At 65.9% G+C, this 16,875-nt stretch carries 18 protein-coding genes; 9 read left to right on the top strand and 9 right to left on the bottom strand.

All coding sequences use genetic code 11. The features are described 5' to 3' along the window. Nucleotides 1-8: 8 nt before the first annotated feature. From ACTJI6_RS08580 to ACTJI6_RS08570, 3 genes are all read right to left on the bottom strand, one after another. On the bottom strand, nt 9-1,613 hold the full coding sequence (locus ACTJI6_RS08580) for a GMC family oxidoreductase (RefSeq protein WP_440799705.1): 1,605 nt from the start codon (nt 1,611-1,613) through the stop codon (nt 9-11). Then, entirely contained in the window at nt 1,610-2,116 is a 507-nt protein-coding gene (locus tag ACTJI6_RS08575; protein ID WP_440799702.1) for a thioesterase family protein, read from the bottom strand. Before ACTJI6_RS08575 ends, ACTJI6_RS08580 begins: the two co-directional genes overlap by 4 nt. A 99-nt stretch (nt 2,117-2,215) precedes the next feature. After that, nucleotides 2,216-2,935 (bottom strand): TetR/AcrR family transcriptional regulator, encoded by a 720-nt coding sequence (locus ACTJI6_RS08570; protein WP_440799699.1) that lies wholly within the window; start codon nt 2,933-2,935, stop codon nt 2,216-2,218. A gap of 254 nt (nt 2,936-3,189) precedes the next feature. On the opposite strand from ACTJI6_RS08570, the gene ACTJI6_RS08565 reads away from it, so the two are divergent. Genes ACTJI6_RS08565 through ACTJI6_RS08545 form a run of 5 tightly spaced genes read left to right on the top strand, consistent with a single transcriptional unit; the run spans nt 3,190 to nt 7,255 of the window. Then, nucleotides 3,190-4,302, top strand: a complete 1,113-nt coding sequence (locus ACTJI6_RS08565; protein WP_440799696.1) for an acyl-CoA dehydrogenase family protein — start codon at nt 3,190-3,192, stop codon at nt 4,300-4,302. 2 nt (nt 4,303-4,304) lie between these two features. After that, nucleotides 4,305-5,486, top strand: a complete 1,182-nt coding sequence (locus ACTJI6_RS08560; protein ID WP_440799693.1) for an acyl-CoA dehydrogenase family protein — start codon at nt 4,305-4,307, stop codon at nt 5,484-5,486. Then, nucleotides 5,483-6,010: a nuclear transport factor 2 family protein gene (locus tag ACTJI6_RS08555; protein ID WP_440799690.1), complete on the top strand. Its 528-nt coding sequence runs from the start codon at nt 5,483-5,485 to the stop codon at nt 6,008-6,010. The genes ACTJI6_RS08560 and ACTJI6_RS08555 overlap by 4 nt, the downstream gene beginning before the upstream one ends. A 17-nt stretch (nt 6,011-6,027) precedes the next feature. Beyond that, the gene (locus tag ACTJI6_RS08550) at nt 6,028-6,795 is read left to right on the top strand and encodes an enoyl-CoA hydratase family protein (RefSeq protein WP_440799687.1); all 768 of its coding nucleotides are present in this window, start codon (nt 6,028-6,030) and stop codon (nt 6,793-6,795) included. Between the two features lies 1 nt (nt 6,796). Then, nucleotides 6,797-7,255, top strand: a complete 459-nt coding sequence (locus tag ACTJI6_RS08545) for a MaoC family dehydratase (protein WP_440799684.1) — start codon at nt 6,797-6,799, stop codon at nt 7,253-7,255. Nucleotides 7,256-7,325: 70 nt separating this feature from the next. On the opposite strand, the gene ACTJI6_RS08540 is transcribed toward ACTJI6_RS08545, so the two are convergent. The 5 genes from ACTJI6_RS08540 to ACTJI6_RS08520 all read right to left on the bottom strand — a co-directional run bounded on the left by ACTJI6_RS08540 (nt 7,326) and on the right by ACTJI6_RS08520 (nt 11,699). Continuing rightward, nucleotides 7,326-8,528, bottom strand: coding sequence for an acetyl-CoA C-acyltransferase (locus ACTJI6_RS08540; protein ID WP_440799681.1), 1,203 nt, complete (start codon nt 8,526-8,528; stop codon nt 7,326-7,328). 90 nt (nt 8,529-8,618) lie between these two features. After that, nucleotides 8,619-9,374 (bottom strand): SDR family NAD(P)-dependent oxidoreductase, encoded by a 756-nt coding sequence (locus ACTJI6_RS08535; RefSeq protein WP_440799678.1) that lies wholly within the window; start codon nt 9,372-9,374, stop codon nt 8,619-8,621. Continuing rightward, nucleotides 9,371-10,174 (bottom strand): CoA-transferase subunit beta, encoded by an 804-nt coding sequence (locus ACTJI6_RS08530; protein ID WP_440799675.1) that lies wholly within the window; start codon nt 10,172-10,174, stop codon nt 9,371-9,373. The genes ACTJI6_RS08535 and ACTJI6_RS08530 overlap by 4 nt, the downstream gene beginning before the upstream one ends. A gap of 10 nt (nt 10,175-10,184) precedes the next feature. Next, a complete protein-coding gene (locus ACTJI6_RS08525; RefSeq protein ID WP_440799672.1) occupies nt 10,185-11,063 on the bottom strand; it encodes a CoA transferase subunit A in 879 nt (292 codons plus the stop codon). 153 nt (nt 11,064-11,216) lie between these two features. Next, entirely contained in the window at nt 11,217-11,699 is a 483-nt protein-coding gene (locus ACTJI6_RS08520; RefSeq protein ID WP_440799669.1) for a MaoC family dehydratase, read from the bottom strand. 156 nt (nt 11,700-11,855) lie between these two features. On the opposite strand from ACTJI6_RS08520, the gene ACTJI6_RS08515 reads away from it, so the two are divergent. After that, a complete protein-coding gene (locus ACTJI6_RS08515) occupies nt 11,856-12,644 on the top strand; it encodes an SDR family oxidoreductase (RefSeq protein WP_440799666.1) in 789 nt (262 codons plus the stop codon). Nucleotides 12,645-12,686: 42 nt separating this feature from the next. On the opposite strand, the gene ACTJI6_RS08510 is transcribed toward ACTJI6_RS08515, so the two are convergent. After that, on the bottom strand, nt 12,687-13,751 hold the full coding sequence (locus ACTJI6_RS08510; RefSeq protein WP_440799663.1) for an NAD(P)H-dependent flavin oxidoreductase: 1,065 nt from the start codon (nt 13,749-13,751) through the stop codon (nt 12,687-12,689). Between the two features lie 189 nt (nt 13,752-13,940). Here ACTJI6_RS08510 and ACTJI6_RS08505 point away from each other — a divergent pair, with 189 nt between their 5' ends. From ACTJI6_RS08505 to ACTJI6_RS08495, 3 genes are all read left to right on the top strand, one after another. Continuing rightward, on the top strand, nt 13,941-15,146 hold the full coding sequence (locus ACTJI6_RS08505) for an ABC transporter substrate-binding protein (RefSeq protein WP_440799660.1): 1,206 nt from the start codon (nt 13,941-13,943) through the stop codon (nt 15,144-15,146). After that, entirely contained in the window at nt 15,143-15,580 is a 438-nt protein-coding gene (locus ACTJI6_RS08500) for a nuclear transport factor 2 family protein (protein ID WP_440799657.1), read from the top strand. The genes ACTJI6_RS08505 and ACTJI6_RS08500 overlap by 4 nt, the downstream gene beginning before the upstream one ends. Nucleotides 15,581-15,680: 100 nt before the next feature. Next, nucleotides 15,681-16,868 (top strand): helix-turn-helix transcriptional regulator, encoded by a 1,188-nt coding sequence (locus ACTJI6_RS08495; protein ID WP_440799654.1) that lies wholly within the window; start codon nt 15,681-15,683, stop codon nt 16,866-16,868. The last annotated feature ends 7 nt before the right edge of the window (nt 16,869-16,875 follow it).

Here is a 16,875-nt window from a genome sequence, read left to right as displayed (position 1 = left end):
CTTCTGTTTCAGGCGTTGCCGATCATGTCGGCGGCTTTCTCGGCGATCATGACGACCGGCGCATAGGGGCTGCCATGGATCATGCGCGGCATGACCGAGGCATCCGCGACCCGCAGCCCCTCGATCCCCCTGACCCGCAGATCGGGGCCGACGACCGCATCCGCATCCTGCCCCATCCGGCAGGTTCCGACAGCATGGAAACTGGTGGTGCAAAAGGCGCGGATCTCGGCCTCGGGGTCGCGCGGCGTGAAGGGCTGACCGTTCGGGTCAAGCTCTGGCCCCAGCACATCGCCCAGCGGCGACCGGCGCACCAGATCGCGGATGAAGGCCATGCCCGCGATCATGTCCTCCATGTCGCCGGGGGCCGAGAAATAACCCGGCTCGATCATTGCGCGATCCGTCGGATCAGCCGAGCGCAGCCGCACCCGCCCGCGGCTGCGCGGCACGCCCTGAGAGATCAGCAGGCTGAAGCCGTGTTCGCGCGGCAGGATGCCCAGAACCCCCGGCTTGCGGCGGATGATCAGCGCGGGCGCCATCAGCACCTGCATCAGCGCATCGGGATCGCGGCCCGGGGCCCGGAACAGCCCGGCGACCGGGAACAGCCCGCTGGACAGCACCCCACGCCTGCGGATCAGATAGTCCACCCCGCCGCGCGCCATCGCGGCCATCCGCAGATGGCTGTAGGCGGAAACCGGGGCCGTGGTGCGATACATCAGCTTGACCGTCGGGTGGTTTTGCAGGTTCGCGCCGACGCCGGGCAGGTCCTGCACGACCTCGATCCCCTGCGCCGCAAGCTCCTGTGCAGGTCCGATGCCCGACAGCATCAGCAACTGAGGAGAGTTCACCGCCCCCGCGCTCAGGATCACCTCGCGCCGGGCCTGGCTGTGATGCTCGCCCTTGCGGTCGCGCCACCGAATGCCGGTGGCCCGGCCATTTTCGATCGTGACACGTTCGACCAGCGCTCCGGTCAAGACAGTCAGGTTGCCCCGCCGCAAGGCCGGGCGCAGCCAGCCGCGCGCCGTGCTGGAGCGCCGCCCCGCGCCGATGGACATGTCGGCATAGCCCACCGCATGAACCGAGCCATCGTTCAGGTCATCGACCAACCCCAGCCCCGAGGCCTGCGCGGCCTGCAAGAACAGATCGCAAACCGGCGCGGTCGCGAAACCTCTGGCGACCGCCAACGGACCGTCGCCGCCGTGCAGCTCGCTTTCGCCACGGATGTTGCGTTCGGTGCGCCTGAACCAGGGCAACACGTCCCTCCACCCCCAGCCGGGACATCCGGCACCCCGCCAGCCGTCGTAATCCTGCGGCAGGCCGCGCAGATACATCATCCCGTTGATCGTGCCCGACCCGCCCAGAACGCGGCCCTGCGCCCAGTAAAGCGGGCGGTCGTTCAGCGCCGGCACCGGCTCGGTCTGATAGGACCAGTTCAGCCGGGGCGCGGCGCCGGTCACGACATTGGCGCCCGGAATGGGGATCAACGGGTCGCTGTCGGGACCGCCGGCCTCGAACAGGGCCACGCGGTTGTGCGGGTTCTCGGCCAATCGCGCGGCGATGACACAACCGGCCGTGCCGCCGCCGACCACCAGGTAATCGAAGGTCGTATCGCTCATGCCGTGCTCTCGGCAATGCCGCGCGGCAATGGGCCAGCCGGCAGGCCATATTCCTGCAGATGCTGCGCAAAGCCGCGCAGCGCCTTCAGAATGGTGGTATCCTCGATCACCGCCGATTTGCGCCGCTCAAGGTTCACATGGATCGCCAGACAGTCGTAAAAGGCGCTGCGGCGGTCATTGTCACAGTCCCACAGTTCATGGAAATGGTGGATGCGGCGGCCATCGGTGCCGATGATCCAGCTGCGGACCTCGTAAGCCTGCCCCACCAGCAATTCGCGTTCATAGCGGACGAATTTTTCCAGCCGGAACAGGCTGCGCTGCCGCGACAGGATGTAATCGTCCCCGATTCCGAAGCGCAGAAACATCGCCGTCTCGGCCTGATCAAACAGCCGGTCGAAGCCCGAGACATTCATATGGCGGTTGGCGTCGATGACCTCGCCGCCGATCTGGCCGCGCAATGTGATGACAGGCCCGGCCGGGTCCGAGTGATCCGCTTCGTGCATCGCCGCCCTTCGTCCTGATGACACAGCGGGCAGCGCCCGCACCGTGCCCTGACTTGCGACGAACAGGGCGTTGCGGCATCCCCCGAACGGACTATCGCGCTATCCCAGCAGCCGGTCGAGAGCATCCACCTGACCGCGCAGCGCCTCGGCGACCTGGCGCACGGCACCTGCATCCAGCCCGACCACCGCCTTGGCAGTCAGCGCGTGAATGGCAAAATCGGCGATTTGCAGACCGATGTCGCCGGGCGTCATGCTGCCGGAAGGCGAATACCAGCGCGAGGTCCAGTTCGCCATGCCGATCACCGAAAAAGCGGCGATCTTGGGGTCGACCTCTCGGAACTCGCCGCTGGCGATGCCTTCCTCGATCAGCTGCACATACAGGTCCAGAATGTGGCGGCGGCTCTTGTTGTATTGCGGACGCAGGGGTTCGGGGATCTGCGGCTCCAGCCGGGACAGCATGTTGAAGCGTGACTGCCCCGACAGCCGACGCGTCACACCCGACACGATGGCGCGGCGCAGCTTCTCCGTCGCCGTAAGATCGGTGGCCGCCCTGATCGCCTCAAGCTCGTTCGAGGGGGTGACGCTTTCGGATTCGACCAACGCAGCAAGGATTTCCTCTTTGCTGCGAAAATAATGATACACCGCCGAGCGCACCAGCCCAAGCTCTCGCGCGATGTCGTTCATGCTGGTCTGATCGAAACCCTTGCTTTCGAACAGGGCGGCGGCACTGTCGATCAATTGCTCGCGCACCAGTTCCTTGCGCGGGTTCGATGCTGTCCGCAGGCCCGAACCTCGCCGGGCAGGACTTTCGTCATCCATGCGAAACCTCTTCTCTGCCAGCCTTCATCATCAACATATCGTTCCAGCCAGGCCATACGGATTTCAGCATAATCCAAATGACCACAAAGCGCATGGATTTCGTCCCGCGGACGCCCTTAACTACCCATCACCCGCAACGCTGGGCGACGCAAGGCCTTGCGGGCATCCTACGTTCGGACGATGCCGACAGGCCGCAATCCGCCAAAACAAGGGCGATCCATGGGACTGCATCGATTCAGGACGGCCGTAAACAGATGACCCTGACCACCGACCAACGCATGATCCGCGACGAGGCGGCCCGCTTCCTTTCGGAACGGGCATCGCGCGACCATCTGCGCAGCCTGATCGACAGCGGTACGCGCAGCGACGCCGCGCTGTGGCGGACGATTGCGCAGGAACTTGGCTGGTGCGCACTGGCCATCCCCGAAGACAGCGGCGGCTTGGGTCTTGGCATGGTCGAGCTGTCCATCGTCATGGAACTGACCGGAGGCGCGCTGACCCAGGTGCCGCTGTGGTCCACCGTCTGCCTTGCCGCGCCGCTGCTGGGCGCGCTTGGTGACGAAACGATATTGCCGCGCATCGCTGCCGGAGAGGTGGCGGCAGCAGTCGCCCTGCCCGATCCGGGCGCCGTGGATGGCGGCGCGCCGCAGGTGGTTGCCGAAAGCGGACCCGACAGCTATCGGCTGACCGGGACCATCCCCTGCGTCATCAACGCCGAGGTTGCCGACCTCATCCTGATCCCCGCGCGGACCGACGGGCAGATCGGTCTCTTCTCGCTACCGGCAGATCGTGGGCAGGTGGTCGAGCCGCTTGGGGTCATGGACGCCACCCGACCCATGGCGCGTGTGGTGCTGGACGGTGTCAGTCTGCCGCCGGAGGCGCGGCTGGACCGCGGTGGGCTGCCACCCGATGCGCTGGCGCTGGCGTTGGATCAGGCCCGACTGGGGCTGGCGGCCGAACAGATCGGCGCCGCCGCGGCGGTCATGGACCTGACGCTCGCCTATATCGCCGAGCGGGTTCAGTTCGGCCGCACCATCGCCTCGTTTCAGGCGATCAAGCATCGCTGCGCGCTGTTGCAGGTGCAACTGGCCGAGGCCCGGTCGCTGGCCTGGGGCGCGGCAACGGGCTTTGCCAGCCTGCCCGCCCGCGAACGCGGCATGGAGATCGCGGCGCTGAAGGTTCTGGCCGACGATCTGGCGCGGCTGGCGGCGCGCGAGGCGATCCAGATGCATGGCGGCGTCGCCATGACCTGGGAATATGATCCGCATTTCTATTTCAAGCGCGCTCAGGCGACATCCGCCTTGCTGGGTCACGCCGACCAGCATCTGGACCGGATCGCAGATGGCCTGCTGGGCAAGGAGGCATGACCATGACACGGGATCTGGATGCGCTGCGCCAAGATATTCGCTGCTGGATGGCCGCGCACCTGACCGGGCGCTTCGCACCGCTGAAGTTCCGCGCCGGCGCCGGCGAAGGCGACGTGATGCCCGAACTGCGAAAGGAATGGGAACAGGAGCTTGCCGCCGGCGGCTGGACCTGTCCGGGCTGGCCGGTCGAACACGGCGGGCGCGGCATGTCGGTCGCGGAACAGGTTGTGTTCCAGGAGGAATATTCCCGCGTGGGCGGCCCCGGTCGCCTTGGGCATATCGGCGAAGGGCTGATCGGGCCGACGATCATCGCCTATGGCACCCCCGACCAGCAGAAACGCTTTCTGCCCGGCATCCGCGAGGGGCGCATTTTCTGGGCGCAGGGCTATTCCGAACCGTCCGCCGGGTCCGATCTGGGCAATATCCGCACCCGCGCGAGACAGGATCCCGCGACCGGCGACTGGCTGGTGTCGGGGCAGAAGATCTGGACCTCGATGGCACATGTCTCGGACTGGATCTTCGTGCTTGCCCGCGCCGAGGAGGGAACTGTCGGGCGCAAGGGGCTGGTCTTTCTGCTGATGCCGCTGGACCAGCCGGGCGTGACCATCCAGCCCATCCGCCAGATCGGCGGCGGGGCCGAGTTCAACTCGGTCTTCTTCGACAATGCGCGGGCAAGCGCGTCGGATGTTCTGGGCGGCGTGGGCGACGGCTGGAAGATCGCCATGGCGCTTCTGTCCTTCGAACGCGGGATCTCGACGCTTGGCCAGCAGATGGGGTTCGCGCAGGAACTGGACCTGATCTGCCAGATCGCACGGGCAAACGGCGCCGCCCGCCTGCCCGGCATCCGCCACCGCATTGCCCGCGCCTGGGCCGGCCTGCGCGCCATGCGCTATCTGGCGATGCGCGTGCTGGAAGAAACCGAGGGCGCCGAGGCGCTGCGCGAAAGGCTGTCCTATAAATACCACTGGTCGAACTGGCATCGCGATCTGGGCGCGCTGGCGATGGAGGTGATGGGTCTGTCCGGCAACCTGTTGTCCACCGATGAGCGGCACGAGAGGCTGCGGCAGATGTTCCTGTTCACCCCCGCCGACACGATCTATGGCGGCACCAATGAAATCCAGCTGAACATCCTGGCTGAAACCGGTCTGGGCATGCCGCGAGAGCCGCGCGGGCCGCTTGCATGACCGGCGCACCGGTCGATCTGCTGCTGGCGGAATCAGCGCTGCGCCGATTGGTCATCACCTATTCGCGGGCAATCGACCGGCGCGATTTCACGCTGTTGCGCAGTCTCTATGACGATGCAGGCCAGGATATCCACGGTCATGCCTTCAGCGGCGGCGCGGATGCCTATGTCGATTTCGTGCGGCAGGCTTTGTCGCATTACCGCCTGACGACGCATTACGTCGTCAACGCGCTGTTTGCCGTGGACGTGGACCGCGCCGAGGGCGAGGTTCACAAGATCAACCACCACATCACCCATGACGGACAAGAGGTCGTCACGGGCAGCCGCAGTCTGGACCGCTATATCCGGCGGGACGGGATCTGGCGGTTCCTGTCGCGCCGTGTGGTGCTGGACTGGTCGCGCCAACAGCCCCTGACCGAAACACAAGACCCTGCCGCCGACAGCCCCGGCGGCAGCGCCGGCGCCGACGATCCGACCTATACCCTGCCCCTGTTGCCGCCGTTTGGCGCAATCTGGCGCGGCTGACCCAGCAAGGAGACCTCATGTCGCAACAATTCTGGACCAGAACCCAGGACCGCATCGCCGAACTGGTGATCGAAAGCCCGCCCGTGAACGCGCTCGACAGTGTTGGCTGGCGCGATCTGGCGCGCTGTATCGACACCTTGCAGGCCGATCCCGAACTGCGCGTCATCGTGATCCGGGCCGAGGGCCGGGGCTTTTGTGCCGGGGTGGACATCAAGGAATTGCAGCGCCATCCCGAACGCATCACCGAAGTGAATGCCGGCAACTGGGACACTTTCCGCGCCATCCATCGCGGGCTGAAGCCGGTCATCGCCGCCGCCCACGGCTATGTGCTGGGCGGCGGCATCGGCATCTGCGGATCGTCGGACATCGTGCTGTGCAGCGAGGATGCGACCTTCGGCGTCCCCGAGGTGGACCGTGGCGCCCTGGGCGCCGGCGCGCATCTGCAACGCATGTTCCCGCTGCAAAAGGTGCGGCACATGTATTTCACCGGCGAACCGATCGACGCCGCCGAAGCCTGGCGCCTGGGCGCTATCGAAAAGGTGGTGCCCGCAGCCGCGCTGCGCGACGAGGCGATGGCGATTGCCGCCAAGATCGCGGCGAAAAGCAGCACGATGATCCGGCTGGCCAAGGAGTCCCTGAACGGGATCGAGGATGGCGATCTTGAACAGAAATACCGTTGGGAACAGGGATTTACCGCTCAGGCCTATATGACCGCCGAAAGCCAGGAAACCCGCGACGCCTTTGTCCAGAAACGCGCCGCCGATTTCTCGCAGGGCGAGGCCTGAGATGGGTCTGGTCTTTACCTCGGCGGCCGAGGCCATCGCAGCGGTCGGTCAGGATCTTGGGGCCAGCGACTGGATCCGCATCGACCAGGCCCGCATCGACGAATTTGCCCGTGCGACCGGCGATTTCCAGTGGATCCATGTCGATCCCGAACGCGCCGCACAGGGGCCGTTCGGGCGCACCGTGGCGCATGGCTATCTGACCTTCTCGCTGATCAACATGATGCTGCCGGACCTGATCCGGGCCGAAGGCGCGACGATGGGCCTGAACTATGGCGCCGAACGGCTGCGCTTTCCGGCCGCGGTGCCCGAAGGATCGCGCATCCGGTTTCGCGCCACCTTGAAGGCGGCCGATCCGGTGGGCGAGACCGCCGTGCAGATCACCGTCCATGTCGTGGCTGAACTGGAGGGATCCGAAAAGCCCGCCTGCGCCGTGGACATTCTGGCGCGCTATTATTTCTGAGCGACTGATCGCCACGAGGAAGGGGCAGCCGCATCGGCCGCCCCTTTTTTCTGAGCCAAGAGGGAGTGGTTCAGAAAATCTCGAACAGGCCAGCCGCGCCCATGCCGCCACCGATGCACATGGTCACGACGCCGTATTTCGCCCCGCGTCGCTTTCCTTCGATCAGCAGATGCCCTGCCGCGCGCGCGCCGGTCATCCCGAACGGATGGCCCACGGCGATGGCGCCGCCGTCGACATTGACCCGATCCGGATCAAGGCCCAGCTTGTCGCGGCAATACAGCGCCTGGCTGGCGAAGGCCTCGTTCAGTTCCCACAGGTCGATGTCGTCGGCGGTCAGCCCGTGCTGGACCAGCAGCTTCGGCACCGCAAAGACCGGCCCGATGCCCATTTCCTCGGGCGCGCAGCCAGCGACCGCCATGCCCCGGAACGCGCCCAGCGGTGTCAGCCCCTCTGCGGTGGCCTGACTGGCCTCCATCACCACCACAGCCGCCGCCCCGTCGGACAGTTGCGAGGAATTGCCCGCCGTCACGAATTCGCCCTGTGCAATCGTCTCGCCATCGGCAAAGACAGGCTTCAGCGCGGCCAGCCCTTCGGCCGTCGTATCGGCGCGAAAACCCTCGTCACGATCCAGCAGGGTATCGACGTAAGATGTCTCGCCGGTGGCGCGGTCGGTGACCAGCTTACGGGTGGGCAGCGGCACGATTTCGGCGTCGAAGCGGCCAGCCTCGTGCGCGGCCGCGGTGCGCAGCTGGCTTTGCAGGGCGAAAGCGTCCTGCGCCTCGCGGCTGACGCCATATTTGCGGGCCACGATCTCGGCCGTCTCGATCATCGCCATATACATATGCGGCGACTTCGCCAGCACGGTTTCCGAGCGGTTGCGATAGCTGTTCTTGTGCTTGTTCTGCGTCAGGCTGATCGATTCCACCCCGCCCGCGACCACGGCCTGCATCCCGTCGAACATGATCTGGCGCGACGCGATGGCGATGGCCATCATCCCCGAGGAACACATCCGGTCCACCGTCATGCCCGGGACGCTGTCGGACAGCCCGGCGGCAATCGCCGTCAGCCGGCCGATGTTATAGCCTTGCGTGCCCTGCTGGGCGGAACAGCCCATGATGACATCGTCGATCCGGGCCGGGTCCAGACCGGCGCGTGCCACCGCCTGGGCTGCGGCATGGCCGGACAGCGCGGGCGCCTCGGTGTCATTAAAGGCACCCCGGAAGGCCTTGCCGATCGGAGTTCGGGCGACGGATACGATGACGGCTTCACGCAAAGGGCTTCTCCTTGTTCCTGCGTCCGGGCGGGCCCGGATCCTGACCTGGAACCTAGATTTGCCCCGCAGACGCGGCATCGTCTGATCGGCCTAGAGGTGATAGCCCCCATCGACATGGATCACCTGCCCGGTGACATAGCGCGCCCGCTCCGAGGCCAGCCAGACGACCGCCTCGGCCACGTCGCAAGCCTGCCCCATTGTCCGAAGCGGAATATTCTTCACAGCGGCCCGCATATAGTCCGCATCGATATCGCCGCGTTCGGTCAGCGCGGTATGCGAACCGGCCTCGATGATGCCCAAGGCCACACCATTGGCGCGGATGCCATAGCGGCCTTCCTCTTTGGCGATGCCCTTCATCACGGCATGAACGGCGGCCTTGGGCACCACCGACAGCCCGTCAGCGGGCGCCCAGCGGAACTGCGCCGCGCTTTGCACCGCGACCACCGATCCGCGCGTCGCGCGCAGATGCGGAATGGCGAAATGACACAGGTTGAAGAACCCAAGCGCGTCCTGCAACAGATGCGCCCGCATCTGATCGGGCGTTGTGCGCGACAGGTGAATCTGGGGAACCAGGGGGCCTGCGGCATAGACCAGCGTATCCAGTCCGCGCGTTGCAATCTGGTCCAGAAGCTCGCGCACCGCCTTGTCGTCGCCCGCGTTCAGTTGATGAACACTGGCCTGCCGGCCCGCCTGCCGCACGCTGGCGGCGACCCCTTCAGCGCGGTCGCGGTTGCCGTGATAGGTCAGCGCGACATCGTTGCCGGCGCTGGCAAGGGCCGCGCAGATCGCGGCCCCCACCCCACCGCTGCCGCCGACCACCAGCGACAGGGGTATAGGCACAGTCACGCGGCCTCGCGCCGGCCGGCGGGGTTGCCCTTGATGACCGTGGCGCGGATGTCGTGCGGATCAAGCCTGCGGATGATCTCCAACTGCTCGTCAGTCGGGGCCGGGGTTTCACCCAGGCCATCGGCTTGCAGCAGCGGGAAGCCCGTGTTGGCCTGCACTTCGTCGAAACTGACGCCGGGATGCAGGCTCAGCAGCCGCGCCGCATGATCCGGGCCGCCAAAGTCCAAGACGCACAGATCGGTGACGATCCGGCCGATGTCCACCACGTCGGGGCTGGTGCCCTCGGGCCAGTTCTCGGGCTTGTAGCCGACCGAGGCCACCACATCGACCTCGCCCTCGACAAAGGCGCGGGTCGAATGCTTGGGCAGGAACATCGAGTTCCTGTGCGAGATCGAGTTTCCGGGAAAACCGCGCACACCCAGCATCTGCACCTTGGGTTTGCCGAAATCGGGCCCCAAGGCCGAAATATTGGCCTGCGCCCAGCGGTCCACCTGCACCGGCGTCACCATCGCGTGCCGCCGCCCGGACCAAACGCTGTCGAAGACGCGGTGATAGGGCATCCAGCCCGAAAACTTCGGCTTGTAGTCGCCACGCGGGCCGATCGGCACCGGCTCCTCGACCAGAAAGGCCTCGCCATCGGTCATGCAGATGCCCGGCTCGAAGGTCAGCTTGGCCAGGCCTGCGGCAATGCGGGGAATGGGACCGATGCCGGTCACCAGTCGTTCGCCATCGCCGCGGAACGCCTCGGCGCAGGCGACGATCAGCAATTCGGCAAGGGTGAAGTCTTTTGCCTGTGTCATCGGGGCACCTTCAAAGAACGGGAAGAGGAAGAGCGCGGATCGCGGCTTCGCCGCCGACGACGTCGGTATAGGCAGCCTCGCCCGGCGCGACATACTTGTCGAAATAGGCCTGCCAGCCGCCACCTTCGGTGGCCGATGCCGCGTATTCGCGAAGATGCGGCAGATCCCAGCCATAGGCGTAATGCGACGCGGTCGGATGCGCGCCCAGCGGCGCATGAACCACGCCCGACACCAGGTAACGTTCGTAAAGATTGGCCTTCATCAGTTCGCCATCCTCGGACGCGACGCTGTCGACCAGTTCCTCGGTCGTGACATAGACCTTGCGGGCCGCGCGCGCCATCAGCGGATCGAAATAGGGATCGGGGCCGAAGGTCAGCGTATTGCCCAGGCGGTCGGCGCGGTTGCAATGCAGCAGCGCCACGTCCAGCCGGATCGCCGGCATGGCCAGCAGTGTCTGCCCGTCGGCATAGGGGGACTTGACCAGCTTGAAATCGGGGTTGTGCTTCAGAACCGAGGACCCGATCCCGACCGGGGTCGGCAGGAAGGGGACATTGTGACCCGCCGCCTGCAAGCCAAGCAGCAGAAGCCCTTCGTCCAGTTCCGTCACCTCGATCTGGCCGGCCTCGCGGACCTTGCGGAACCAGGGCTCGATCGGGATCACGTCCAGCGACACGAAGCCATAGATCAGCCGGCGGACCTTGCCCGCCGCGCAGAGCATGCCCATCTCGGCCCCGCCATAGCCGACCAGCGTCAGATCCTTCAGCGGCGAACGCAGGATCTCGCGCACCAGCGCCATCGGCTTGCGGCGCGGTCCCCAGCCGCCGAATCCGATGGTCATTCCGTCTTTCAGCCCGGCAACCACCGAGGCAAGGCTCATTTCCTTGTTCATTCGTCTTTCCGTCCGTTTCTACCGGCCCGTCCGAACAGGACGCCTCCGGGACCGCATCGGTGTCCCCGTCCTGCGGCGGCAGGGCGGCGACGCCCTGTCATCGGCCTTTCCCGGCAGCGCAGCATGGTTCAATCGGACTAACCACCCGAAAATTCACGAACTCGCACCGCCTGATGGCAGAAAGGCATAATATTGCAGGGTTTCCGCAACACAGCCGGGTCTGTCCTGCCCCCTGATCTCGACCGTCATCGTGACGCGGGTCTGGATGACGCCGGGCTGCGTTTCCCGCACATCCGACAGGATGCCATTGGCGCGCAGGGTCGCACCGACCGGCATGGGCGCCGGAAAGCGGACCCGGTCCACGCCGTAATTCACCCCCCAGTCCACGTTGCGCGGCATCAGCAGTTCGGGCAGCACCATGTTCAGCAGGGACAGCGTCAGAAAGCCATGCGCCACCGTCCGGCCAAAGGGCCCGCGCGCCGCGCGCTCGGGATCGACATGCAGCCACTGGTGATCGCCCGTCGCCTCGGCGAACAGGTCGATCCGCTTCTGATCGATGGTCAGCCAGCGGCTGCAGCCCAGATCACGGCCGCGCCCCGACAGGGCCTCGGCGGCAGAGGACGGCGCAAACGTCATGATCTTCTCCGTTCCTGAAGGCAGCAGGTTTGACGGCGGCAGCATCGCGCCGCATCGTCCGAACGGCCGAAGATGTCGTCTGTTTTGACGATGCCGAGGCATCGCCATCCGGCCAAGGCTGGCGGCAACCGACACAACTGCCGAAGGATACCCGCCATGCCGTTCACGCCGCCCCCGCCCTATCCCGCATCGCACGGTCTGGCTGCAGGCAAGACCGTTCTCGTCACCGCCTCGGCAGGAACGGGGCTGGGCTTCGCCACGGCCAAGCGATTCGCCGAGGAAGGCGCGACCGTCATGCTGTCGGACATGCATGAAAAGCGGCTGGCGGACTATGCCGACCGGCTGGAGGCCGAGATCGGCCGCAAGGTCCATCGCAAGCTGGCCGATGTCACAAGCGAGGACGACGTTCGCGCCCTGATCGCCGCCGCCGAGGACGACATGGGTCGGCTTGACGTGCTGGTGAACAATGCCGGGCTGGGCGGCACCGTCGACCTGCTGGAGATGGAGGACGCGCTGTGGAACAAGATCCTCGAGGTGAACCTGACCGGCACCATGCGCATGGTCCGTGCGGCGCTGCCGGGAATGATCGCGCGCGGGTCGGGCAATATCATCAACCTGTCCTCGGTCGTGGCATGGCGGCCATCGCCGGGTCAAAGCGCTTATGCCACATCCAAGGCCGGGATTCTGGCCTTTACCCGCGCAACCGCGATGGAGGTCGCCCGCCACGGCATCCGCATCAACGCGGTCGTGCCCTCAATCGCCATGCATCCGAACCTTGCCAAGGTGACGACGCCGGAATTCCTGGAACAGCTGATCAACACCCATGAGGCCTTCGACCGCGCGGCCGAGCCGTGGGAGATCGGCAATGTCGCGGTGTTCCTGGCCTCGGACTATTCCAGCTACATGACCGGAGAGGCCGTATCGGTGTCCTGCCGCCACGCCTGAACGAAAAAAGGGGCGGCATCAGGGCCGCCCCCGTCGCAGGGATCAGAGCAGCGCCGACACCGCCCTCAGCCGCTCCTCGGCCTCGGCGATGATGCGCGAGATCAGCTCGTCGCAGCTTTCCAGCCGGTCGATCATCGCCGCCGCCTGCCCCGACGGCAGCAGCCCATGGACAGGATCGCCCTTGCCGATCCCGCGCTCGACCATGGCCAGCAGGTTCGGGGCCAGCACGGTGGCGCCGAAATTGCCCGGATCGGCGGCAAAGCTGCGCCATGCCATTCGCATCATGCCCAGCGTGCCCTGCCCGTTGTCGCGCGCATAGCTGCGGGCATGTTTCAGTGCCAGCGACAGCTTGGCCGCAGCTCTTAAGGATTCGATGCGTTTCAGTTCCTCATTTTCGATGAAGCGCTGCGGCAAGCCGTCGACGGCGGTGGTCACCTTGATCCGCACCGGATCCTTCTGCGCCAGATAGCGCGCCAGCGCATCCGGGTGGACGGGGGAATCGCTGGTCATCAGAAAGCGTGTGCCCATGGCGATCCCCACCGCACCGTATGCCAGCGCCGCCGCCAGTCCCCGGCCGTCGAACATGCCGCCCGCCGCGACCACCGGCACCTGCACCGCATCCAGCACCTGCGGCAGCAGGATCGAGGTCGGCACCGCGCCGGTATGGCCACCGCCCTCGCCGCCCTGGATCGTGACGATATCGGCGCCCAGTTCGACAGCCTTGACCGCATGCTTGACCGCGCCGACAGTCGGCATGCAGATCACGCCGGCATCCTTCAACCGCCCGATGGTCGCCGCATCCGGCCCGCGCCCATAGCTGACGGCGGCGACACGATAGCGGATGACGGCCTCGATCACCTCATCGGCATTGGGCTGGAACATGTGGAAATTCACGCCGAAGGGCCGGTCGGTCAGCGCCTTCAGACGCTGGATAACGCCCTCAACCTGACCCGGGGCGATGGTCGCGCCGGCCAGAAAGCCAAAGCCGCCCGCATTGCAGGTCGCGGCGGTCAGCTTTTCGTCCGAAACCCAGCCCATGGCCGTCTGCACCACCGGATAGCGGCAACCCAACCGGTCGCAAAGCACGGTGTGAAGGGTGGTCGTCATCGGCATCGCTCCGCAATTCGGTCAGTTTCGGCCCAAGCCATGCGCCCCTTCAGGTCCGCCCGGCATCGTCCGAACCGATTAGACCCCGGTCACCCGTTCGAACGATGCGCGAACCCGGCCGCCTTGTCAGCCTGTTTCATCGGGCCCCTGCGGAGGAGCAGCAGCCCGCAGCCGTTTCAGGAGGAGAGCATGGCGAAATCACCCCTAGGATTGATCCTGACCGCAGCCACGGCGCTTGCGCTGTCCGCAACCACGGGCCTGGCGCAGGATCACACGCCGATCCGCTTCGGCGGCATGAGTTCCGTTTCCGGCGGCGGGGCGGGGATCGGCGCCATGGCGATGGTCGGCTACCGGCTGGCGGTTGATGAACTGAACCAGAAGGGCGGCGTCCTGGGCCGCCGGGTCGAACTGATCGAGGCCGATACCCAGACGAACCCCACCCATGCCGTGTCGGAACTGCGTCGCCTTGTCGATTCCCAAGGGATCGAGGCGCTGATGGGCCCGGCCACCAGTCAAGAAGCGATCCCGGTTTCTGATCTGGCGAAGGACATGAACATTTTGCAGATCACCACGGCGGCCTCGACCGACCTGACGCCCGATCGCGGACCGCTGCACTTCTCGCTGTCGCCGCTGGGGGTCGATCAGATGATCCCCAATGTGGATTATGCTTTGAACGTGCTGGGGGTGACAAAGCTGGCCATCATTTCGGACAATGGCGGCATGTCGAAATCGGGCGTGGCCGATCTGCTGGCCTATCTGGATCAGAAAGGCGTCCAGCCGGTCGCGGTGCAGGAATTCGCCTTCAAGACCGAGGATCTGACGCCGCAGCTTTTCTCGATGCGACGTGCGGGGGCCGAGGCGGTGCTGCTGATCAACTCGCTTTATGACGATTCCGCGCGGCTGCTGCAAAACCGAGAGGAGATCGGCTGGGAAGTGCCGGTGCTGGGAAACCTGACAACGGTCAGCAACGCCCGCACCATCGCAGCCAATATCGGTGCCGACGCCATGCAGGGCGTCTATGGGACCATGTTCGTCGGCACCACCTATTGTCCGGGCGACGCCGAAGGCAGCTCGGCCTATGCGCAGTACGTAGCCCATGCCCGCGCGGCCTATCCCGACATCGACCGGGTCGGCGGCCCCGCCTCGGTGGCGCAATTCTATCTGGCGCCGATCATCGCCGCAGCCGCAGCCGAAGGTGCCGGCAGCACCGACGGTCAGGCGATGGCAGACTGGATCACGGCGCAGGATAAGATCGTCACCATTCTTGGCCCGCTGGGGGGCGATCCGGACAGCCATTTCCTGCCCGGCCTGCCCGCCATGGCGATGGTCAAGGAACCGCATCTTGTGCGCGAAGACGGCACCTACCTGCGCGCCGATTGTCCGGAGGCCGGATGAGCCCCGCCGATTACACCGAGATCCTGAACCTCGAAGGGCTCTATGCCCGCTGTTGGGATCAGAACGATGCCGAAGGCTGGGCGGGCGTCTTTGCCGAGGACGGCATCTTCGAGATCGCCCCCGCCGGGGACCGCGCACCCCTGCGGCTGCAAGGCAGGGCCGCGCTGGCGCGGTTCTGCGCCGACTTCAACGCCGTTCATCAGGGCGTCCATTTGCCGTCCATTCCGTGGCTGCGCTTTGAAAACGACCGCGCCTTCGGCCATCTGAACTTTCACTTCGTGGCCATCGCGCGCCATTCGCCGACGCATACGGTGAAGCGCCTCGCGACCGGCCATTACGAGGTCACCTATCACCGCGTGGACGGGCGGTGGCTGATGGCCCACCGGATTGAAAAACCGTTCCAAAGTGCCAGAAGCGAATCCTTCGATTACTGACGCGGCGCCGGATCGTCCTTTCGGACGATGCCGGGCTGCGCCCGCTTCCTCACGTTCGACGGATGGTCGCGCGCCGTCAGCCGACCAGTGGGGAGGAGACATGACGACACCAGTTCCGGCCGAATTGGTCCGGGGCCTCTATGCGGGCATCCGGACCAATCCGCCCTTCAAGACCATCCTGATGCAGCTTGCCCATGCGGCTGCATCGGACGCATGCGCCATCGTGATCGAGCGCAGGCTGCGCGACCGGCCCGGCGCTGTCTTTTCCGGACACGCCCCCGACAGTCGCCGCATCGCCTATAGCAGCGTCTTCGGCGAGGATCCCTTTGCCGACCTGGCGCTGAACCGTGCGGTCACGATGCGGGAACATCTGGGGGCCGAGCGATTTGCCTGCTCGTCCTTCATGGCGCAGTTCATGCGCGATCAGGGTTTGCAGAACGTGCTGGGGATCGACGTTTGCGAGCCGGGCGGGCACCGGATCAGGCTGCGCGCCTCGCGCAGGCTGGGCGACCCCGATTTCGGCCCCGATGAAAAATCGCTGTTCGATGCTCTGGCCCCGCATCTGGCCGAAGCGGCTGGTCTGTTTCTGCATCTGGATTCGGTCGAGGCCGAGCAGAACCTGTATGCCACCGCGTTGAACCGGCTAGCCTTCGGCGCGGTGGTGGTGGACCGTCAGGGCACCGTTCTGCGCATCACTGAAAAGGCACAACAGATCCTGCGCCAGCACGACATGCTGATCGCGGTTGATGGAGGGTGGCGGCTGGCCATGGCGGGCCGCCAGCGCGGCGGCCTTGCCGAGGCGATCCGCCGCCATGCCACGCCGGATCATGCCGGTGACCCGGCCTGGCCGATCCTGGTGCAGACCGAAACGGGCGAGATGCTGAACCTGATCGTGCGCAATGCCGAAATCAACGCCCGGCTGGACCACCCGCTTGAGGGTGCGGCCCTGATCACCATCTCGGACGCCGGCAGCACGGACGCGCCCTCGCCACGGACGCTGGCGATGCTTTACGGGCTGACGCCCTGCGAATCGCGCCTGGCGGCCTTGCTGGGCCAGGGGCTGGACCTCGATACCGCAAGCGAGCGCCTGGGCATTGCCAAGAACACGGCCAAGGCCCATCTGCGCATGATCTTTGCCAAGACACGGGTCACGCGGCAAAGCAGCCTTGTGCGGCTGGTGCTGCGCTCGGTCGATGAATTGCTGCCGCGCCCTGCCGACCACGCGGCACCCCCCGCGATGACCCCGGCGCAGTGGCGCGACAGTTGGCCCCACCATCACCATGCATGAGGACGCG

Source organism: Paracoccus sp. 22332, assembly GCF_052045125.1.
Classification (GTDB): Bacteria; Pseudomonadota; Alphaproteobacteria; order Rhodobacterales; family Rhodobacteraceae; genus Paracoccus; species Paracoccus haematequi_A.
This window is presented reverse-complemented; position numbering and strand designations above follow the sequence as displayed.